General features: G+C 66.4%; 18 protein-coding genes. 6 read left to right on the top strand and 12 right to left on the bottom strand.

From position 1 onward, the window contains the following. Nucleotides 1–8: 8 nt before the first annotated feature. The 5 genes from ACWGQ2_RS17700 to ACWGQ2_RS17680 form a co-directional block, all read right to left on the bottom strand. Nucleotides 9–941 (bottom strand): MBL fold metallo-hydrolase, encoded by a 933-nt coding sequence (locus tag ACWGQ2_RS17700; protein WP_452019554.1) that lies wholly within the window; start codon nucleotides 939–941, stop codon nucleotides 9–11. Then, nucleotides 941–1,873 carry an alpha/beta hydrolase gene (locus ACWGQ2_RS17695; RefSeq protein ID WP_452019553.1) on the bottom strand — a complete coding sequence of 311 codons (933 nt, stop codon included), beginning with the start codon at nucleotides 1,871–1,873 and terminating at the stop codon, nucleotides 941–943. The genes ACWGQ2_RS17700 and ACWGQ2_RS17695 overlap by 1 nt, the downstream gene beginning before the upstream one ends. Nucleotides 1,874–1,885: 12 nt before the next feature. Beyond that, nucleotides 1,886–3,007: an FAD-dependent oxidoreductase gene (locus ACWGQ2_RS17690; RefSeq protein ID WP_452019552.1), complete on the bottom strand. Its 1,122-nt coding sequence runs from the start codon at nucleotides 3,005–3,007 to the stop codon at nucleotides 1,886–1,888. A gap of 56 nt (nucleotides 3,008–3,063) precedes the next feature. Further along, nucleotides 3,064–3,996, bottom strand: a complete 933-nt coding sequence (locus ACWGQ2_RS17685) for a phosphotriesterase family protein (RefSeq protein WP_452019551.1) — start codon at nucleotides 3,994–3,996, stop codon at nucleotides 3,064–3,066. Nucleotides 3,997–4,060: 64 nt separating this feature from the next. Continuing rightward, nucleotides 4,061–5,059: a phosphotriesterase family protein gene (locus ACWGQ2_RS17680; RefSeq protein ID WP_452019550.1), complete on the bottom strand. Its 999-nt coding sequence runs from the start codon at nucleotides 5,057–5,059 to the stop codon at nucleotides 4,061–4,063. A gap of 242 nt (nucleotides 5,060–5,301) precedes the next feature. On the opposite strand from ACWGQ2_RS17680, the gene ACWGQ2_RS17675 reads away from it, so the two are divergent. The 5 genes from ACWGQ2_RS17675 to ACWGQ2_RS17655 are packed head-to-tail and all read left to right on the top strand — an operon-like array spanning nucleotide 5,302 to nucleotide 10,225. Next, complete coding sequence (locus tag ACWGQ2_RS17675; RefSeq protein ID WP_452019549.1) at nucleotides 5,302–7,017, top strand: MFS transporter; 1,716 nt, start codon at nucleotides 5,302–5,304, stop codon at nucleotides 7,015–7,017. A gap of 28 nt (nucleotides 7,018–7,045) precedes the next feature. Continuing rightward, the gene (locus tag ACWGQ2_RS17670) at nucleotides 7,046–8,218 is read left to right on the top strand and encodes a cytochrome P450 (protein ID WP_452019548.1); all 1,173 of its coding nucleotides are present in this window, start codon (nucleotides 7,046–7,048) and stop codon (nucleotides 8,216–8,218) included. Then, a complete protein-coding gene (locus tag ACWGQ2_RS17665; RefSeq protein ID WP_452019547.1) occupies nucleotides 8,215–8,406 on the top strand; it encodes a ferredoxin in 192 nt (63 codons plus the stop codon). The genes ACWGQ2_RS17670 and ACWGQ2_RS17665 overlap by 4 nt, the downstream gene beginning before the upstream one ends. Then, nucleotides 8,403–9,560, top strand: a complete 1,158-nt coding sequence (locus ACWGQ2_RS17660) for an NAD(P)/FAD-dependent oxidoreductase (protein WP_452019546.1) — start codon at nucleotides 8,403–8,405, stop codon at nucleotides 9,558–9,560. Before ACWGQ2_RS17665 ends, ACWGQ2_RS17660 begins: the two co-directional genes overlap by 4 nt. A gap of 53 nt (nucleotides 9,561–9,613) precedes the next feature. Then, nucleotides 9,614–10,225, top strand: a complete 612-nt coding sequence (locus tag ACWGQ2_RS17655; protein WP_452019545.1) for a TetR/AcrR family transcriptional regulator — start codon at nucleotides 9,614–9,616, stop codon at nucleotides 10,223–10,225. Between the two features lie 92 nt (nucleotides 10,226–10,317). On the opposite strand, the gene ACWGQ2_RS17650 is transcribed toward ACWGQ2_RS17655, so the two are convergent. The 7 genes from ACWGQ2_RS17650 to ACWGQ2_RS17620 all read right to left on the bottom strand — a co-directional run bounded on the left by ACWGQ2_RS17650 (nucleotide 10,318) and on the right by ACWGQ2_RS17620 (nucleotide 18,737). Next, complete coding sequence (locus tag ACWGQ2_RS17650; protein WP_452019544.1) at nucleotides 10,318–11,841, bottom strand: GMC family oxidoreductase; 1,524 nt, start codon at nucleotides 11,839–11,841, stop codon at nucleotides 10,318–10,320. A gap of 40 nt (nucleotides 11,842–11,881) precedes the next feature. After that, entirely contained in the window at nucleotides 11,882–13,306 is a 1,425-nt protein-coding gene (locus tag ACWGQ2_RS17645) for an aldehyde dehydrogenase family protein (protein WP_452019543.1), read from the bottom strand. 120 nt (nucleotides 13,307–13,426) lie between these two features. Beyond that, entirely contained in the window at nucleotides 13,427–14,386 is a 960-nt protein-coding gene (locus ACWGQ2_RS17640) for an AraC-like ligand-binding domain-containing protein (protein ID WP_452019542.1), read from the bottom strand. Nucleotides 14,387–14,509: 123 nt separating this feature from the next. Further along, nucleotides 14,510–15,523 carry an NAD(P)-dependent alcohol dehydrogenase gene (locus ACWGQ2_RS17635; RefSeq protein ID WP_452019541.1) on the bottom strand — a complete coding sequence of 338 codons (1,014 nt, stop codon included), beginning with the start codon at nucleotides 15,521–15,523 and terminating at the stop codon, nucleotides 14,510–14,512. After that, complete coding sequence (locus ACWGQ2_RS17630) at nucleotides 15,520–16,413, bottom strand: carbohydrate ABC transporter permease (protein ID WP_452019540.1); 894 nt, start codon at nucleotides 16,411–16,413, stop codon at nucleotides 15,520–15,522. The genes ACWGQ2_RS17635 and ACWGQ2_RS17630 overlap by 4 nt, the downstream gene beginning before the upstream one ends. Nucleotides 16,414–16,416: 3 nt before the next feature. Further along, a complete protein-coding gene (locus tag ACWGQ2_RS17625; RefSeq protein ID WP_452019539.1) occupies nucleotides 16,417–17,361 on the bottom strand; it encodes a carbohydrate ABC transporter permease in 945 nt (314 codons plus the stop codon). Further along, the gene (locus ACWGQ2_RS17620; RefSeq protein WP_452019538.1) at nucleotides 17,361–18,737 is read right to left on the bottom strand and encodes an ABC transporter substrate-binding protein; all 1,377 of its coding nucleotides are present in this window, start codon (nucleotides 18,735–18,737) and stop codon (nucleotides 17,361–17,363) included. The genes ACWGQ2_RS17625 and ACWGQ2_RS17620 overlap by 1 nt, the downstream gene beginning before the upstream one ends. A 194-nt stretch (nucleotides 18,738–18,931) precedes the next feature. Between ACWGQ2_RS17620 and ACWGQ2_RS17615 the strand changes: the two genes are divergently transcribed. Beyond that, on the top strand, nucleotides 18,932–19,789 hold the full coding sequence (locus tag ACWGQ2_RS17615) for a sugar-binding transcriptional regulator (protein WP_452019537.1): 858 nt from the start codon (nucleotides 18,932–18,934) through the stop codon (nucleotides 19,787–19,789). Nucleotides 19,790–19,811 lie beyond the last annotated feature (22 nt).

Here is a 19,811-nt window from a genome sequence, read left to right as displayed (position 1 = left end):
GGCTCCTTCTAGGAAAGCTTCCGGGTGTACTGCTTGCGGTAGGCATCGAGCGTCGTGAAGAACGGCGAGGGCTCCAGGGTGGGATCAGCGGTGTAATCCAGGTCCGCTGCAACCTTTTCGAACGGTGAATAGACCGAGCGTGTCTCCGTCAGGCCTGCCTCGAGCGCGACGGTGACGCTGGCCCGGATCCGGGCCTCCAGCGCCAGGGACTCGTCCAGGGCGCGCCTGGCCTGCCCGGCGTCGAGTTCGACGCCGTAGGGCTCGCCGTCCGCTCCGCGGTAAGGGTGGCCCAGGTATAGCCGCTCCGGCCGGACGGTATCGCGCAGGTATTTCAGGCTCGCACGGTAGGCATCCGGATCGGTGTACCCGGGGAACCGGTTCGCCGCTCCGTGGATCTGCACGGCGTCACCCACGAAGACGGCGCCGTCCAGCTGGTAGGCCACCGATCCTTCGGTGTGCCCCGGAACAGAATGCACCCGGACGCGCACGTCGCCGCCCAGGGAGAGGGTTTCCCCGCCCTTGAGCAGGACGTCAGGTTCCATCTCCCCTGAAATTACGGCCTGGGCGGACTTGGTCTGCTGTTCGATCCCGTCCGGCGCGTTCAGGTAGCGGTGCCGGCCGTGCACGTATTCGTCCACGTGCGCCTGGCGCGAACGCAGCAGCGGCGCATCGGCCTGATGAAGGACCACCTTCGCCTTGCCGCCGGTGAGCTCATGCAGCGCCTGTGCCCCGCCGAGGTGGTCAATGTGCCCGTGCGTGAGCAGGATCCAGCGGACCTCCTTGATGCTGCGTCCCAGTTCCTTCAGCGCCGGAAACAGTCCTTCCGCCGGCGACGACGCAATGCCGGTGTCCACGATCGCCGGTTCCGGCGCGTCGATGAAGTAGCTGTAGAGCCCAAACCGGCCCCACGGGGAGACCAGCGGGTGAACGGCGGCCGGCATCAGGATGCGCTTCTGGCACGGAGGAACTCCCCTGCTTCAGTCAGGGCGCCGTAGAGCTCCGGGATCCAGGAGAAGTTGGCCACGAACCCGTGGTTAGCACCGTCATAGCGGCTCAGGACCGTCTCGACGCCGGCGGCGCGGAGTCGCTCGGCGTAGAGCTCGCCCTCATCTCGCAGCGGGTCGAACTCCGCAGTGATGACCAGTGCCGGCGGCAGGCCGGAGAGGTCTTCGCGCTTGATGGGTGAGACCCGCGGATCCTCCGGGTCCGCCCCGCTGTCCAGGTAGAACGCATTGAACGGTTTCAGTCCGGCGGTTTCCAGCCCGTAGCCCACCGCGTTCTCCCGCATCGAGGCGTAACGGTCGACGTCGAAATCCAGGTCCAGCGACGGATAGAACAGGATCTGTCCGGTAATGGCGTCAAAACCGCGGTCCTTGGCGAGGGCGGTGACGGCGGCGGCGAAGGTTCCGCCGGAGCTGTCCCCGGCCACGGCCAGGTCCTTTCCGTTCCAGTTCAGCGCCTGGCCCTGCTCTGCCACCCATTTCACAACGCCGTAACTGTCTTCCAAACCAGCGGGGAAGGCTGCCTCCGGCGCGAGCCGGTAGCCAACGGAAACGACCTTCCAGCCGCTTTCCCTAGCAAGGGCGCGGGCCACGTGGTCGTGGGTATCCAGGCTGCCCAGGAAGAAGGCACCGCCATGGAAGTAGACCAGCACACCGTAGGAGTCGGCCTCGGCCGGAGTGTAGATGCGCACAGGTACGTCGCCGGACGGCGTTGCCGCGACGGTGTCCTGGACATGGTGTACCGGGGTGCGGTCCGCCACCGGCGGAACCTGGGCGGCTTCGTCGGCGCGCATGGCTTCGGGATTCAGCGGCCCTTCCGGGAGTGCCGGCAGGGTGGCGAGGATCTTGGCGATTTCGGGGTGGATTGGCATAGCTGTGTTTTCCTACTTCGCGCTGGCCTGTTCGGGGAACGCATTCTCAACCGCGTTGGCGTTCCAGCCGAGGCGGGACAGGCGCTGCAGTTCATCGGTTACGGGTTTGCGGGCGGCCTGGTACGCGGCGAGGGCTTCCGGAACGGAGCCGGCTGCCAGGAAGGCGTCGGCAAGTCCCTGGGCGTCCTGGATCGCCGAGTTAGCGCCCTGGCCCTGGTGGTGCAGCATGGCGTGGGCGGCGTCGCCGAGCAGGGCCACACTGTCCGTGTGCCAGTTCCGAACCGGGTCAATGTCGAACACGGACCGGCTGGTGACCTTGCTCAGGTCTAGGTTCCGGGCAATGTTCACGATCCGCTCGTCAAAGCCCTCGAGCAGGGAAACGAGGTAGTCATTGGTGATTTCCGGAGCCCAGGAGCCGTCCGCAGACGGGGCGGTGATGTCATAGGAGAGCTCGCCGCGGTGCGGCAGGGGCAGGTTGTAGGCGATGGTGCCGTTCTGGCCCATGTAGAACCGGGGGTTGTTGTCCTCGGTGCCCAGGCCGAAAGCATCCTCGAGGGAGATGACGGCGCGGTAGGCGTGCTCGCCGGCGAAGACCGGCTCCTGGTCGGAGAACAGCTGCTTGCGGACCAGTGACCGAATGCCGTCGGCACCGATTACGACGTCGGCCGTGACGGTATTGCCGTTTTCGAACGTCAGTTTGGCCTGCCCGCCCAGGTCCTCGATGGCGGTGAGCTTGTGGTCCAGGTGAACCACTTCTTCGGGCAGGACACCCAGCAGGGCATCGATGAAGTCGCCGCGGTGGATGATGCGTGTGTGGTTGGGCTGGGCAAAGTCGTTCAGCTGCGGCCAGACCTCCTGGGCGAGCACCTGGCCGCCGTCTGCAGAAAGGATTTCCAGGTAGTCGCTGGGGGAACTGACAGCGGCGATCTCATCGAAGATCCCCCACTGACGGAACAGCTCCACTGTGATGGGCCGCAGTCCGATCCCGGCTCCCACCTGACCCAGGGCCGGTGCCTGCTCGTACACGTGGACATTCTCCGCGCCGATGCTGCGCAGGGCGATGGCTGCGGCGGCGCCTCCGTAGCCGCCGCCGACGACGGCGATGGACAGGTTCTGGATTTCTGAAGTCTTCATGGCGGGATCGCTTTCTCTGGGGCGGCGCTTCACTGCGCCGCGGTCAGGATGGCTGGTTAGGCGTGGATAGAGAGGAAATCTGCAGGGTTGTCGACGAAGAGGGCCTTGATGGATGCTTCATCCAGTCCGGCCCGCTGCAGGTCCGGAATCAGGTCCTCGAAGATGTAGTTGACCGTGTGGCCTTTGACGCCAGGCCAGCCCAGCGGGCTGCAGTTGGCGTCTGCGGAGGCCAGAAGCTGGTTCAGGTGACCCTTTTCCACCAGATCCATGAAGTGGTCCAGACGTTCCTTGCGCGGGCGGGCCCAGAACGGCGGATCGGGAAGCTCGGTTTCATACCCGAAGGTGTCGAATCCGATGCGCCCGCCCTGGCTCATGATCCATTCGCTGGGTGTGTTCGGGGCGTTCAGTCCGTCGTCCGCGTGGCCGAAGAGCACCCGGTCCAGCGGGAGGCCTTCCTGGTTGAAGATATCGATGGCCGGCTGCGGATCGATGGCCAGGTGGGTCAGGATCGGCACGCCGGTGGCTGCAGCGGCGCGGGCCGCGGCGCGGTAGATGCGCTTGTCCAGCTCCGTCATGCGGCCGCCGCGGCTGACACCGACCTTGATGACGCCGGCCTTGGCACCGGTGTCCCCGATGCCCACGGTGATCTCGTGGACAAAGACCTTGGCCAGGTACTCAACAGAGGCCCGGGCAAAGTGCGGCAGGGCTGTGTCTCCGCCTACAAAGCCGGTGCAGGCGATGATGTGGACACCGGTCTTCCTGGACAGGGACTTGTAGTAGTCCACGTCCCGGCCGTTGCAGATGCCGGTCGCGTCGACGAACGTTCCGCCGCCGTACTCGTGGAACTGCCGCAGCTTCGGCACGGTCTCCGCGTACCGCTTCTCCGGCGTTTTCCACCACTTCGAGTCCAGCTCGCTGCCGGGCATGCCGTAGCCGATGTGCTCGTGGACCGCCACGATCCCCAGCTCTTCAGCCGGGATCGTTCCCAATACTGTGTTTACCTTCGACAAACCAACACCTCGAAAACTAGAAGAAACCTGTGGGAGGGTCCGCTTAGCGGACGGAAAGAAGCGCCTGCGGATTGTCCGCGGTGATGAGCTTTGCTTCGGCTTCTGAGAGGCCCTGGCGGCTCAGGAACGGCAGGAAGCTTGTCAGCACGTGGCCGTAGGGCAGTTCATAATCCGGCTGGCCCACTGCAACGCCGATCGCATTGGAGGAGAGCAGGATCCGGTCCGCGAAGCCGGCTTCCACCAGTTCGAGGACAAGGATGGTGCGTTCGGCATCATCCAGGTATGCGCCGTCGTCGTTCAGGCCCACGTGGTCCAGGGCCACGTAGGCGCCGGCGCGGGCAATTTCGACGGCGGTGCCGGCAGAGTCCTTGCGGTCCATCCCGCCCACCACTACGCGGTCCGCTGGCAGGCCTTCCTCCAGCACCAGGGCCAGTTCCCGGACGGCATCCGTGCCGAAACGCACCGACACAGGGATCCCGGTTGCCAGCGCCGTGCGGGCTGCACCCCGGAACAGGCTTTCCTCCGTGGGGGTGATCCCGGAACGGTCGGCAGCGGTCGCCACCAGGCCTGCGGCGGCACGGCGCTCCAGGCGGGGAATCACCATGCCCTCCTTTACCTCCTGGGAGAACAGTGCGGCGAATTTGTCAGCAGGCCAGGGCGTTGGCGGGTTGGTCTGCGGGGTGAGGAAATATCCGCCCAGCATCTCTTCCGGTCCCATTCCGGTGGAAGCCACAATGTGGACGCCGGTGGCCTTCGAAAGTGCTTCATAAAGCGGCAGGTCCCGCCCATGGAACATGCCTGTGCTGTCCACCACCGTGCCGCCGCCGGCATTTCGGAAGTCCGTCAGCTTTCCCGCCAGGACCTCGAAGATTTCCGCGCGGTCCATGGTGATGTCCGGGGCGTACTCGGCGCCGGGAACAACGGAGAGAAGTGCTTCATGCACCGCCGTGACCCCCAGCGCGGCGGCGGGAACCGGCCCCAGAACGGTATTGACCCGGGGGCCGGAAGTGGTGCTGGCGTCGTCGCCGGCGAAGTCGCTCACGTGGCGTCTCCTAGGAAGATTGGTGCGGATGCGGGTGTGACCTGTGCCATGTTCCCGCGGCTGTGTGGCTATCCTCACAGTTTTCTTTACATGATGTCAAGCTAATTCCTATCGAATTGTTTGTGAAGCAGCCACATGGTTGTGACTGTTGACACGCTGTAAACATTGCCTTCACACTGTCTCCAGTGACGCCGCTCACTAAGGCGTTCCGCCTGTCCGTAGGAAACGAAGGAGTTTCACCGATGAGCCAGAACATCCAGACGGCAGGTGGCGGCTCAGCCCGGGCAACCTTCATTGCCGCCTACAGCGCCGTCACGCTCGCCCAGATGACCAATGCACTGCCCGGGGCCCTGAACGGCACCTTTGCGGCGGAGTTCCACACGTCCGGCGCCGGGCTTACCTGGATCGCCGGGGTGTTCATGATCGGCGTCGTGGTGTTCGAGCTCAGCTGGGGCGTCCTCGGCGACCTCTTTGGTCGCAAGAAACTCCTCATTGCCGGAGCAGGGCTCACCATTGCCGGTTCCGCACTGGCAGCCCTGGCACCGGTCACCGGCGTCATGATCGCGGCCCAGGCAATCGGCGGCATCGGTGCAGGCATCCTCTTTCCGATCTCGCTCTCGATGATCGCCGCGATTACGCCTGACCCCCGTGCCCGCTCCAAGGTGATCGCCACCTGGGCCGGTTTCCTCTCCCTGGGCGCAGTCATCTCGCCCGTCCTCGCCGGACTCACATCCCAGCTGTTCACCATTCCCGGAGCGGCCCCCGGAGACCCCAACGTCTACAGCGGCTGGCGCGTGGCGTACTTCGTGGCCGCCGCACTGGGTGCCATCCTGCTGCTGCTCTCCCTGCGCGCCCAGGATTCCGCAGCCCCGCAGGGCCGCAAACTGGACCTGCCCGGCCAGGCCACCCTGGCACTGGGCCTCATCGCTGCCCTGTTCGCCACCGTCACCGCCGTCGATTCCGGTTTTAGCTCACCGGCGGTAATCACCGCCTACGTGGCCGGCGCTGCACTGCTGGGAATGTTCATTGCAATCGAGTCCCGCACATCACAGCCGCTCATCCACCTCTCACTCTTCAAGAACCGGGCCTACTCGATTACCGGCATCGTGGCGGTGATCGGCATGTTCGCCTTCCTGGCGGTCTGCTTCAGCACGTCCGTGGCAGTCGGCGGACTGGCACTGACGGAAACCTGGAAGGTCGGCGTGCTGTTCGTCTTCATCCAGGGTCCCGCCTTCGTATTCATTCCGGTGGTCGGCTGGCTGATCCACCATGTGGCCCCCCGCTGGGTCCTCACTGCCGGATTCGCCCTGATGGCCGCAGCAGGGTACTGGCTGTCCGGCTTCGCCCTGGGTACACCGGAAGCCTTTGGCGGTACCCCCTGGACGGCATTCATTCCGCCGCTGGCCCTGCTCGGCACGGGCTTCGCGCTTACCGTCGGATCTGTCACGGCCGTCGCCATCAACACGGTGGCACCGCAGGAGATCGGCATGGCCTCGGCCACCACCAACCTGCTGCGCGACCTGGGCTTCGCCCTCGGACCCGTCATCGGTTCGGCCATCGCCTTCAGCGTTGGCGCCTCGCTCTTCGCGGCACCGCTGGCCGGGATCCTCGGCGGCGCCGGACTGCCCCCGGAGGCAGCTGAGGGACTGTCCCAGATCCCCCCGCTCGCTTTCCTCTCCGGCTGGCCGGACGTGATTGCAGGCTTCAGCGGACAGGCAGCAGCTTCCGGGGCACCCCAGGCCGCCGTGGACGGCATGGTCCAGGCACTCAATTCAGCCCAGCCCGCCATTCAGGGGGCAGCCGGATCCTCCCTGGGACAGGGGTTCCAGACCGTCTATCTGGTAGCCGGAATCACTGCGACCGTCTCCGCCATCCTGACCCTCTTTGTTCCCGGACGGTCCTCGTCCTCCCCCGCCGCAGAAACCGAAACCCGTGCAGCAGTGCCCGCCGGAAACTGAGAAAACCACCCACAAGAAGGAGCCCGCCGTGAACCCACGTGCAGAGTCAGATATCGATCTCTGGGACGACGCCGTCCTGCTGGACCCGTTCCCCGCCTACACCACCCTGCGGGAACAGGCCGGCGTGGTGTACCTGCCCAAAAACGACCTCTACGTCCTTGCCCGCTACGACCTCATTCGAGACGCCCTGGCGGATCCGGACACGTTCTCCTCAAAGTCCCTGGGTTTCAACCCCATGGTGAATGAGGCACTGCAGGGTACCTCGCTGGCCTCGGACCCGCCCCAGCACACCCAGCTGCGGGCGGCCCTGTCCGAGAACCTGACTCCGCGGGCACTTCGCAAATTGAAGGTTGTCATCGATGAAAAGGCAGACCTGCTGGTGGCCGACTTGGCCTCCCGTGGCAGCTTCGAAGCAGTCGATGCACTTGCCCGGGCCTTCCCGCTCGAAATCGTGGCGGACCTGATCGGGTTCAACGGCCAGGTCAAGGCCAACATGCTCCGCTGGGGCCAGGCCGCCATGCAGGTGCTGGGCCCGCTGAACCAGCGCACCCAGGAGAACTTCCCGATTGCCGGGGAGCTCTATGGCTGGTGCGCCTCCGTCACCGCTGAGGACCTAACGCCGGGCTCGATCGGCCGCGGGATCTTCGACGCCGAGGCACGCGGGGACATTCCCGCCGGTTCTGCCGGACACATCATCCACCAGTACCTCGGAGCCGGGGTGGACACCACGATCGCCGCGATCGGCAACGCAGTAGCCCTCTTTGGCCGCCATCCGGAGCAGCTGGCCATCCTGCGCGAAAACCCGGACCTGGTGCCCTCCGCGTTTGCCGAAGTACTGCGGTTCTGGCCGCCGATCCATGTGTGGGGGCGCACCGCCACCCGCGATGTCGAAGTGGACGGCACGCTCATTCCGGCGGGCTCACAGGTGGGCATCCTCTTCGGCGCAGGAAACCACGATCCCAGGCATTATGAGGACCCGGACACGTTCGACGTGACCCGAAACCCGGTGGACCACCTCTCCTTCGGCTACGGTCCGCACGGCTGCGCCGGGCAGGGGTTGGCGCGGCTCGAAGGGCACGCCGTGATCGCGGCCCTCGCCCGGCACATTCAGGAAATCACCACGGGTGAGGGCGTCCGCGTCCCCAGCAACATCACCCGCAGCTTCGAAGAACTCCCCGTAGTAAAGGTAGTGGCAGCATGAAGATTGAACTGGACCGTCCGCGCTGCGAAGGGCACGGTCTCTGCGAAGAGGCCGCCCCGGAACTGATGCACCTGGATGACGAGGGCGAGCTCGTCATCGACGTCCCGGAGGTGGACGGCGCCGCCGTGGACGCCGCCAAGGCAGCGGTGCGGATCTGCCCGGTAGCGGCACTGCGGCTGGCATCGTGACGCTGCGCCGAATCGTCGTCATTGGCAACGGCATTGCGGGCCTGACGGCCTGCGACGCTCTGCGGGCGGCGGGTTTCGACGGCGAGCTGACGGTAGTGGGGGCGGAAGCGCACCAGCCCTACAGCCGCCCGGCGCTGTCCAAGGCGCTGCTGCACGGCGAGAACCAGCTCAGCGCGCATGAACTTCCGGCACCGAGCCACGGGGCCCGGGAAATCCTCGGTGTCAGCGCCCGCGGGCTGGAAGTCCAGGCGCAACGCGTGCGGCTGGACGACGGATCCGAACTGCCCTATGACGGGCTGGTGATTGCGTCCGGTTCCAGTGCAAGGCGGCTGGGCGGGGAGGATTCCCCGGAGCTGACGCTGCGCACCATCGAGGACGCCGTGGCTCTCAAGGAGCGGGTAGCAGGCAGTTCCAGTGTGATTGTGGTTGGCGGCGGAGCGCTGGGCATGGAAATTGCGTCCGGTGCCCTGCATCAGGGGTGCCGGGTGACCCTGGTTTCCGATGTCCAGCCGCTCACCCGCCAGCTGGGCAGCCACCTCTCCGGGACATTCATCGATGCAGCCCGCCGGCAGGGCCTGCGCTTCGTCACCGCCGGAAAGGCACGGCTGACGGGCACCGGAGAGACTCCCGCCGTCGCGCTTCCGGACGGCGCGGTACTCAGCGCGGACCTGGTGGTCAGCGCCGTCGGCGACGCAGCGAATACTGCCTGGCTGGAAGGAACGGGGCTGCTCACGGACGGACGGCTGCAGGCCGACTCCCGCGGACGCGTTCGCCCGGAGATTGTTGCAGCGGGCGACGTCGCGTGGTTCCCCGGGGCGCAGGGGCACCAGCGGGTGCCGCTGTGGACCAGCGCGATTGAGCAGGCCAAGACTGCGGCGCTGGGGCTTCTGCACGGGAACGCGGCTCCGGAGCTGGCCTTCCAGCCGTACTTCTGGACCGAGGGTTTTGGCCTGTCCCTGAAGGCTGTGGGACCGACTCCCGTCGCCGGCACTCCTGACTTCCGTGAAAGCGGCCCCGCGGATCACTCGGTCCTGATGCGCTGGGCACATCCGGACGGTTCCGGAACGGCGGTGGCGGTCAACTACCGCATTCCCATTCCACGCCTGCGCCGACTGGCCAACACCGGTGCCGCAGCACCAGTTCCGGTGATTTGAGCGAATCGGGATGCCTGCCGTTGCAGGCATCCCGATTCAGTTAGGGTTATTCCATGTCGTCGCTGAGAGAAGCCCAGAAACAACTCACGCGGGACACCATCGTGGAGCGGGCTCTGGAGCTGTTTACCGCCAAGGGCTACGCGGCAACCACCATCGATGAGATCGCCAGTGCCGCCGGGACAACCCGAGTCACCTTCTACGCCTATTACCCTTCACGCACCGACCTGATGAAGGACTTTATGTCCCGGGTGAATGCCGTGCTGGAACGGGCTGCCGGACCGGACAGCACCTCCACCGCCGTCGAACTCGTGGACGCCGTCCGCGAAGGGAAACTCGACGGCATCCTCTCCTGGCTTGAATCCCGGGCCGCCCTGTGGCCGGTGTTCCGTCCCTATCTGGACGTCCTTGACGAGGCCGCTGCGGTTGACCCGGAGGTCCGCGCGATGATGGAAGCGTGGCACGAAGAAGTTATCTCCGACCTGGTGCGCGGCATGGAAGAGGCAGGCCGTTTCTCACCCGAAACCCACCACATCCGCGGCACTCTGGCGTTCACCCAGCTGGACTATGTAGCCACGCTCTGGACCCGCCGCAAGCTGGAACCCAACCGCGAGCATGCGATCGAGGTCCTGGCGGACAGCTGGTACCACCTCCTCTGCGACGGCTAGCCACACATCCACCTCATCGACATGACAGAAACTGCCCGTATGAGCGCTCATACGGGCAGTTTCTGGCCTCTCGGTGGGGATCGAGTAAGGGGCTAGCCCAGAATCATTCCCGCTGCCCGCTCGGCGATCATCACCGTCGGGGCGTTGGTGTTGCCGGTGGGAACCATCGGCATGACCGAGGCGTCGGCGATCCTGATGCCGGCCAGACCACGCACCCGCAGGTCGGCCGGGTCCACCACGGCCTGCTCGTCGGTGCCCATCCGGCAGGTGCCCACCTGGTGGTGGTAGGTAACCACTGAATCGCGGACGTACTGCGCCAGGTCCTCATCGCTGTCGGAGACGGCCGGGCCGGGGTGCAGTTCCTTGGGTTCCCAGCCGGCCAGGGCCTCGGACCGGCCGATCTCCCGGCACTGCCGCACGGAAGCGACCAGGGAGTCGACGTCGGCCTGTTCGGACAACGCGCCCAGGTCGATCCGCAGCGGATCTTCCGGTGACGGCCCGGTCAGCGTGATCTCGCCGCGGCTGGCAGGGCGCACCAGCCCGCCGAGCATGGAGAAGCCGTTCTCCGGGCCGGTCATCTCCCCGCCCGCATAATCCTGCGAGTACATCGGTACGGAGAAGAAAATCGGCTGGGTGTCCGGAACCGGCAGCTCGGGGCGGGACTTGGCGAACAGGTGCACCTCGGCGGGCGCCACCTCACCGTCGGGCACCGGGCGGGCACCGGCGGAGAAGATTACCGGAGCCAGCAGGTGGTCCTGCAGGTTCTTGCCCACCCCGGGCAGGTCCAGGACGGGTTCGACGCCGGCAGCCTCCAGCTCTGCGGCCGGACCGATGCCGGAGCGCAGCAGGAGTTCCGCGGAGTTGATGGCCCCCGCGCACAGGATCGTCTCAGCAGCATGGACGGTTCGCAGTTCCCCGCCGAGTTCGAATTCGACGCCGCGGACCGCGCCGTCTTCCACCAGCAGGCGGCGGACGTGGGCGCCCGTCAGCAGGGTCAGGTTCGGGGAGTCCATGACCGGCTTGAGGTAGGCGTGCCAGGTGTTGAACCGCTTGCCGTCCCGGACGTTCAGCTGCATCCGGGACACGCCCTCGACGCTGCCGGAGTTGTAGTCCGGGTTCAGCGCCAGCCCGATCTCCTGCGCACCGGCCAGCATGTCCTCCTGGATGGGATTGCGCGGGAAGTCCGCCACGACATCCAGCAGGCCACCGGTGCCGCGGGTGTCGGAGGCGCCGCCGTCGTAGTTTTCAATCTCCTTGAACACAGGGAGCACGTCCTCCCAGGACCAGCCGGCACACCCGGCCTCGGCCCAGGAATCGTAGTCCCAGCGGTCGCCGCGCACCCAGATGGATGCGTTCAGGGCGTGCGATCCGCCCATCACCTTGCCCCGGGGAAGGTGGATGCGGCGGCCGGAGGCACCCGCCTGCTCAGTGGTGTAGTAGTTCCAGTCCTGCGGGCTGTGCCACAGCGCGCCCAGGGTGTTCAGGTGGGCAATGTGCGGATTCGTGTCCTGGTCACCCGCTTCGAGGACGGTGACCCGCTTGCCGGCATCAAGCAGCCGGCGGGCGACGACGTTGCCGGCCGAACCGGCGCCAATGACAAGGTATTCGGTTTCCATGGAAGCTTCGTTGCTTTCGTTCGTGCTAATCGGGGGGGGGTTAGTAGCTGAGGACCTGCGGGGCACCGAGGGCCTTGAGCCCCTCGACGCCGAACTCCAGGCCGTAACCGGACTGCTTGGCGCCGCCGAACGGCATCCGCGGGTCCACGGCGCCGTGCTTGTTGATCCAGACGGTTCCGGCTTCGATGCGGGCAGCGACGGCGAGGGCCGCATCCTTATCCGAGGACCAGACGGAGGCGCCGAGGCCCACGTCCAGCGCGTTGGCCATTTCCACTGCCTCATCCACGGTTGAGTAGCGGATGATCGGCAGGGCGGGGCCGAACTGTTCCTGCGCGACCAGCGGGTTGTCGTTGTCGATGTCCGCTACGAGAGTGGCGGGGTAGAAGTAACCCGGCTGGTCCGTTGCCGGGTTTCCGCCCGTGACGATGCGCGCGCCGGCGTCCTTCGCGGCCTGGACCAGGTCCGCGACGATCTGGAACTGGGCCTTGTTCTGCAGCGGGCCCAGGACGTTGTTTTCATCCAGCCCCACACCCATCGGCATGGCGGCCGCGACGCCGGCAAGGGCGTCGACGACGGCGTCATAAATGTCCTCGTGCACGTAGAGGCGCTTCAGCGCGGCGCAGGTCTGGCCGGTGTTGATGAACGCGCCCCAGAACAGGTCTTCGGCGATGGCGGCGGGATCGGCGTCGGGCAGCACAATGCCGGCGTCGTTGCCGCCGAGTTCCAGGGTCAGGCGCTTCACGGTGTCCGCGGAGGATCGGATGATCGCCTTGCCGGTGGCGGTGGATCCGGTGAACATGACCTTGTTGATGTCCGGATGCCCGGCCAGGGACTCACCCACGTCCCGTCCGCCGGAGACCACATGCAGCACCCCGGCGGGCAGTGCCTGGTTCAGGACGGCGGCCAGTGCCAGGACGGAAAGCGGGGTGTATTCGGAGGGTTTCATCACCACGGTGTTGCCCATCCGCAGGGCCGGGGCCAGCTGCCAGATGCTGATCATCATGGGCCAGTTCCAGGGGCCGATTGCGCCGACCACGCCGAGGGGGCGGTAGTGCAGTTCGGCGCGGCCGCCTTCATCGTCCACCAGCACCTCGGGTGCCAGTTCGAACGACGCCGTGGCGCGCAGCCAGGCGGCGCAGGCACCGACTTCGAAGCGGGCGTTGGGGCCGTTCAGGGGTTTGCCCTGCTCGCGGGAGAGCAGCTCGGCGAGGCCTTCGGCTGCGGCTTCCACGGCGTCGGCCGCCTTCAGCAGGGCCGCGGAGCGTTCGGCGTGGCCGAGGGCTGCCCACTCCGGCTGGGCCAGGCGGGCGGAGGCCACGGCAGCTTCGAGGTCAGCGACCGTGTGGACGGGAGCGGCGGCTACCAGCTCACCGGTGGCCGGATCCAGGATGTCGCGGGTTTCGGGTGCTGCCGGAATGGTTCCGAGCAGGTCCGAGTAGGTGCTGAGGGATTCGGTGGTGTGCATGATTGCTCCTTTGCAACGGCGGGACGGATCGCTGATCCCACTGTGCGCCAGATCACTATTGTTCTGCTTGGCTTTGCGCGTGCGGCAGTTGTCTTCCCGTGCACGGATGCCCGCGCCGGGCTAGCGTCCGGAGCGGTAGGCCGACGGCGACTGTCCGTAGGCGGCGCGGAACGCCCGGCTGAAATGCGCTGGATCCGGCAGCCCCCACCGGGCGCCGATCGCTCCGACCGGGACATCGGCCTGCAGCGGGTCGGCGAGGTCCCGGCGTGCACCGTCCAGGCGGCGGGTCCGGATCCAGGCGGCGGCCGTCGTGCCGGAGTCCTCGAAGAGCTTGTGCAGGCTGCGGACGGACATAAAGTGGGCGGCCGCAATGTAGCCCGGCGAGAGGTCCGGGTTGGCGAGCTGGCCGTCAATGAAGTGCTGAACCCGGCGCAGCAGCCGTTCCTGGCCGCCGGCTTCGGCGTCCGGCAGGGCATGGGCCTCGTCGGCGAGCAGAGTGGAGAGCAGGTCCACGGTGTTCATGGCCAGCCGGTGCCCGATTGGACCGTCCAGCTCCGGCATCATCCGCCCGATCTGGGTGAGGAAGGGAACGACGGCGCGGCCCAGCCGGTGCCCGCGGCCCAGCCGTACGGCGGTCATCTCCGCCATGTCCTCCGGGGCGAGTCCCAGCAGCTGCTTCGGGAACATCAGCACCAGCGTGGTGAACTGCTTTTCGAAGCTCAGGGTGTAGGGGGCACCGGTGTCGTAGATGGCCAGGTCGCCCGGCTCCAGCACTGCCTCCCGGCCGTCCTGGAGCAGGATGCCGCGGCCGGAAAGCTGCAGGCTGAGCTTGTAGAAACCGCCGTCGGGCCCGTTGATCAGTTCCGGTGTGCGCTCCACGCAGTGCGCCATGGCATCAACCTGCACAATGGCCAGTTCACGCAGCCGGCGCCCGGTCAGCCGACCGGAGAAAACAGTGTCACCGGGGTGGACGGGGGACGCTTCCAGCGGCACGAAGGAATCGGAAACAATCCGCTTCCACTCGGAAAAGCTCGAGGCGTGGGCAATATCCGGTGCCACCGCTTTCGCTGCCTGGGCCATGCCTGTCCTCTCCCGTGAGTCTGGCGCGTTCAGCTTGAACCTATCACCGATCGAAAGGCCAGTTACGGCTCGTTTCAGCGCCCAGAAGAGCCGTAACTGGCCTCTCGGCAGGAACGGAAACGGTTACGGGGTGACGACTGCTTTCAGTGCACCCTCGCGGGCCCCGGCAACCAGGGCCGCCTCGACGTCGTCGAGCCCGTGCCGGGAGGTGACCAGCCCGTCCAGGTCCACCAGCCCCTTTTCGGCAATGGAAATGGCCAGCGGCCAGGTGTTCGCGTAGCGGAAGGTTCCGGTGATTCGCAGTTCGCGGCCCTGGACCAGCGGAACCGGCAGCGCAATGGTGTCCGCGCCCATCCCCACCAGGACACAGCGCCCGCGCGGCGCGAGCCGCTGCATGCCGGAAAGGACGGCCCGTTCCGCCCCGGTGGCATCGATAAAGACCTGGTATTCCGGCGCCATTTCGGGGGCGTCCGCTGCGGTGAAGGTGCGGGAAGCTCCGTAGCGGGGTGCGCCCTGCAGCCGTTCGGCACGGACATCGGTGATGGTGACGTCGGCGCCAGCGAGCGCGCAGACGGCGGAGACCAGCAGGCCAATCGGACCGGCGCCGGCAATGAGCACCCTGTCCCCCAGCTGCACCTCCCCCGCAGCGCGCGCGGCGAGCGCCACGCTCAGCGGTTCCAGCAGGGCGGCCGCGTCATCGGAGAGCCCTTCGGGAACGGGATGGGCGAAGGCAGCCGGATGGACCACGTACTCGGCGAAGGCGCCATCCACCGGCGGGGTGGCGAAGAACCGCACATCGGGGTCCAGGTTGTAGTGCCCGGCCAGGGTCTGCTCGGAGTACGGCCGCGGAATACCCGGCTCCAGCGAAACCCGCTGCCCCACCAGACCCTCATTGACGCCGTCGCCCACTGCCTCGATCCGCCCGGAAGCCTCATGGCCCAGCACCAGCGGGGCTTCGACCACAAAGCTGCCGATCCGCCCCTCCTGGAAGTAATGCGTGTCCGATCCGCAGACTCCCACCGAGGCGATCCGCACCAGGACCTCCCCCGGCCCGGGACCGGGCACCGGCCGCTCCTCCAGCCGCAGCTTGCCCGGTCCGTCCAGCACAGAGACAGACATGGATTCGCCGGCGCTCACTTGACTGCGCCCATCGACAGGCCGCGGACCAGCTGTTTCTGTGCCACCCAGCCGGCCAGGACCACCGGCAGCGACGCGAGCACCGACGCCGCCGAAAGCTGTGCCAGGAACAAGCCCTCACTGGTCATCTGGGAGACCAGGAAGACGGGCACGGTGGCCGATTTCGCGGCCGTGAGGTTCAGGGCGAAGAAGAACTCGTTCCACGCGAAGATCACGCAGATCAGTGCCGTGGCGGCCAGGCCGGGCGCCACCATGGGCATCAGCACCCGCCACAGCGTCTTGATCAGCCCGGCGCCGTCCATCTGCGCCGCTTCCAGCACCTCGGCGGGCACTTCCTGGAAGAAGGAGCGCATCATCCACACGGCGATGGGCAGGTTCATGGACGTGTAGAGCACCACCAGCGTCCAGACGTTGTCCAGCACCTTCAGCTGCCCGGCAATCACGTAGATCGGCATGATCACCGCCACCACCGGCAGCATTTTCGTGGAGATGAAGAAGAACAGCACGTCCTGGGTCTTCTTCACCGGGCGGATGCTCAGCGCGTAGGACGCCGGAACGGCCAGAATGACCACCAGCAGGGTGGAGACGCCGGTGGCGATCAGCGAGTTCACGAAGTAACTGCCCGCACCGGCGTCGAGCACCGCCCGGTACTGGTCCAGGGTGGGTGTGAAGAAGAACGACGGCGGGTTGGAGGCTGCCGCTGATTCCTGTTTGAAGGAGGTCAGCACCATCCACAGCACCGGGGAGAAGAAGCCGATGGCGATGATCCAGGTCAGGGCGGTCAGCAGCGAGGCCCCGGTGCGGGGCTTCCCCCGCCTGGACGTGGGCTTCGGCCCGCTGCGGGTCTCGGGGGTGCGTTCGGCCGGAGCCGGCTGGGTCTGGGTAGCCACGGCTTAGTCCTTTGTGTCGAAGCTGCGGAAGATCAGGCGGAGGGCGAAGGTGGCGACGATGATCGTGGCGATGACAACCACCACGCCCATGGCCGCGGCCTGCCCGATGTCGAAGCCGAGGAACGCCCGCTGGTAGATGTAGAAGGGCAGGTTGGCACTGGCCGTTCCCGGGCCGCCGGCGGTCATCAGGTAGATCTGGTCGAAGGTGTTGACCACGTAGATGGCGCCGAGCAGGACACCGAGTTCGATGTAGCGGCGCAGCTGCGGGAGAGTGACGGAGAAGAACGTGCGCCACCATCCGGCGCCGTCCACCTGCGCCGCCTCCAGTACGTCCTTGGGCTGGGCCTGCAGGCCGGCCAGGACCAGCAGCATCATAAACGGGGTCCACTGCCAGACCAGCGCCATGAGGATGGAGGCGATCGGGTGGGTGGAGGTCCAGTCCACCGGCGGAATGCCCACCAGGCCGATCAGCCAGTTCAGCAGGCCGTAGCTGGGATTCAGGATGGACACCGACCAGAGCAGCGAGCTGGCCACCGGCATGATCAGGAACGGGGTAATGAGCAGGGTCCGCACGATCCCCCGGCCGGCGAAGGACCGGTCCAGCAGCAGCGCGAAGATGATGCCCAGGATCATGGCGAAGAAAACACATCCGAGCGTGAAGATCACGCTGTTCAGCGCCGCCTGACGGAAGGTTGAGTCCGCAAAGATCTCCACGTAGTTGGAGAACCAGACAAACCGGTCGCCCTCCGGGTTCAGCAGGTTCCAGTTCTGCAGTGAGTACCAGATGGTGAACAGGAAGGGGACCTGCGTGACGATCAGGGTGAAGATCAGTGCCGGCAGCAGGGGCCCCCGCCGGCGCCATCCCTCGGCCCGGGACATGCCGCCGGACTCGCGCGCCTCGGCGTCGCGCCGGGCCTTCTGGTTATGCCGTTCTACCAGGGTGGTCATCAGCTGTCTCCTGACTGGTAGCTCTCGGCAACGGTCTGGGCGTAGCGCTGCGATTGGTCCAGGGCTTCCTGAACGCTCTTCTGGCCGGCGATGGCGGCGGAGATCTGCTGGGCGACGCGGGTGCCCAGGTCCTGGAACTCGGGGATCCCCACGAACTGGAGGCCCGGATAGGGCACGCTGCCGGTCATGGAGGTTTCCTGCGCTGCGTTGGCCATCGCGGAGAGCGTGGGTTCGGCGTAGGCCTGGGCCACTTCGGCGTATTCGGGAATCTCATAGGTGGACAGCCGGCTTCCCGGGGGCACCCGTTCCCAGCTGATCTCCTCCCCCACCAGTTCAATGAAGTCCTTGTCCGTCATCCAGGAAATGAAGTCCCAGGCGGCGTCCTTTTCTTCACTGGTTTCGGGGATGGCGAGGGACCAGCTGTACAGCCAGCCGGCGGATTCGGTTTCCTGCACGGGGGCCGGGGCGTAACCGGTCTTGCCGACCACCAGGGATGAGTCCGGGTCCTCCACGGTGGAAACCATGGCCGTGGCGTCGAACCACATGGCCGCATTGCCCTGGCTGTAGCGGGTGAGGCAGTCACCGTAGCCGCTGGTTGCCGCCCCGGGCTGGCCGGAGCTGCGGATCAGGTCCACGTAGTCGGTGACGGCCGCTTCCACCTCGGGGCTGTCCAGGGTCGCGTTCCAGTCCTCATCAAACCAGCTGCCGCCGTAGGTGTTGATCATGGTGGTGAGCGGCGCCATCACCTCACCCCAGCCGGCCAGTCCGCGCAGGCAGATCCCGGAGAAGTCCTCGTCCGGGTTGTTCAGGGTCTCGGCGAATCCGGCAATGTCTTCCCAGGTGGGTTGCTCCGGCATGGTCAGGCCGGCTTCCTCAAAGAGATCCTCCCGGTAAGCCAGGAAGGCCGATTCTCCGTAAAACGGCACCGAGTAGAGGTCATCCTCGTAGCTCAGCGCCTCCCGGATGCTGGGAATGAAGTCGTCCGGATCGTAGCCCTGGGTGCCGTCGGCATAATCCTGCAGGTTGGTCAGCCAGCCGTTTTCCGCCCACATGGGCGTCTCATAGTTGGAGACCATAACGACGTCGAACTCGCCGCCGCCGGTAGCGACGGACGCCGTGATCTTGGCCCGTGCCTCATTCTCCGGCAGGGACACGAACCGGACGTCCACGTTCGGATGCTCTTCAGCGAACCGGTCCTGCAGGGAAATCGCGTCGGTCATCTGCGGATTCGAGACGATCGCCACCACGATCTCCTGCCGACCGTCAGCGCTGCTGCCGCCGCACCCGGTAAGCACCAGGGCGGCTGCCGCCGCAGCCGCTGCCGCCTGCCGCCCGGCGCGGCCGCGGCGCCGCGGCTCTCTGCGTTCTGATCTCATACGTCACCCTTGCTCATTTGAGATTTATCCGTGCGCTCATTTGGGGAGAGACTCTAGTCAGCTAGACTCAAATGAGCAATAACAGGAAGCTCATAAGAGGTTAGGGAGGCTAAATCATTACCGGAGCAGACACCTCCCGCCAAGAGCTTTTAGCCCGGATTGGCCGGGACTATTACCTCAACAACCGCTCCAAGGTGGAAATCGCCAAGGACTACGGAATATCCCGATTCCAGGTGGCCCGGCATCTGGATGAGGCGCGCGCCCTGGGAATTGTCCGCATTGATATCCGGTTCCCGGAAGCCGCTGCGGACCTGGCGCCGGCCCGCCTGGCCGCTTCCCTCGGCGTCGAACAGGTACATATCAGCCCAACCGGTGCTGACGACCGGGCAACGCGTGAAGCGATGGCAAGGCAGGCAGCGGCCGAGATTATGGCGGCCGCAGCCCCGGGGGCAAACATCGGCGTCTCATGGTCCCGCACACTGGACCTGGCCGCCCGCTACGTCACCCACCTGCCTCCGTGTGACATTGTCCAGCTGGCGGGAGCCCTTCCTGTGCCCGGCAGCGGCAACTCGCTGGAGCTAATCCAGAACCTGGGCCGGCACGACGGCGTTGCCACCTGGCCGCTCTGGGCCCCGCTAGTGGTGGAAAACAGCCAGACGGCCGAAGGGCTTCGGCGCCAGCCGGAGATCGCCGACTCACTGGGCAAGGCCAGCTCACTCGACGCCGCAGTGGTGGCTGTCGGGGCCTGGATGCCGGGTCTGTCCACGGTCTGGAACCGCGTGGACAACCGCCTGAAGCTTGAAGCGGCCAAGGCCGGAGCCGTAGCCGAATGCTCCGGCCGACTGATCGACGCCGGCGGACGGCCCGTGCGCTCCGAGCTGGATGAGCGGGTACTGGCAGTCAGCCTCTCCCAGCTGCAGAACACCCCGAAGGTGGTCGCTGTGGCACAGGGGGCAGCACGCGCCGATGCCGTGCGCGCAGTGCTCGCCGCGGGGTTTGTCACCACCCTGCTCATCGACGAGGACCTGGCCGTGGCCCTCTCCGGCCAGTGAGGCACTTCCCAGCCGAAACAAG

It is taken from the genome of Arthrobacter sp. NPDC055585, assembly GCF_053619115.1.
Note: the sequence above shows the minus strand (reverse complement) of the source record. Positions and strands in the feature narration are given on the sequence as shown.

Bases quoted from the DNA above. Each gene is read 5' to 3' on its own strand.
- ACWGQ2_RS17645 (WP_452019543.1), bottom strand. From the start codon at position 13,306: ATGCACACCACCGAATCCCTCAGCACCTACTCGGACCTGCTCGGAACC.
- ACWGQ2_RS17700 (WP_452019554.1), bottom strand. From the start codon at position 941: ATGCCGGCCGCCGTTCACCCGCTGGTCTCCCCGTGGGGCCGGTTTGGG.
- ACWGQ2_RS17675 (WP_452019549.1), top strand. From the start codon at position 5,302: ATGAGCCAGAACATCCAGACGGCAGGTGGCGGCTCAGCCCGGGCAACC.
- ACWGQ2_RS17690 (WP_452019552.1), bottom strand. From the start codon at position 3,007: ATGAAGACTTCAGAAATCCAGAACCTGTCCATCGCCGTCGTCGGCGGC.
- ACWGQ2_RS17625 (WP_452019539.1), bottom strand. From the start codon at position 17,361: ATGACCACCCTGGTAGAACGGCATAACCAGAAGGCCCGGCGCGACGCC.
- ACWGQ2_RS17640 (WP_452019542.1), bottom strand. From the start codon at position 14,386: ATGGCCCAGGCAGCGAAAGCGGTGGCACCGGATATTGCCCACGCCTCG.
- ACWGQ2_RS17655 (WP_452019545.1), top strand. From the start codon at position 9,614: ATGTCGTCGCTGAGAGAAGCCCAGAAACAACTCACGCGGGACACCATC.
- ACWGQ2_RS17620 (WP_452019538.1), bottom strand. From the start codon at position 18,737: ATGAGATCAGAACGCAGAGAGCCGCGGCGCCGCGGCCGCGCCGGGCGG.
- ACWGQ2_RS17650 (WP_452019544.1), bottom strand. From the start codon at position 11,841: ATGGAAACCGAATACCTTGTCATTGGCGCCGGTTCGGCCGGCAACGTC.
- ACWGQ2_RS17695 (WP_452019553.1), bottom strand. From the start codon at position 1,873: ATGCCAATCCACCCCGAAATCGCCAAGATCCTCGCCACCCTGCCGGCA.
- ACWGQ2_RS17665 (WP_452019547.1), top strand. From the start codon at position 8,215: ATGAAGATTGAACTGGACCGTCCGCGCTGCGAAGGGCACGGTCTCTGC.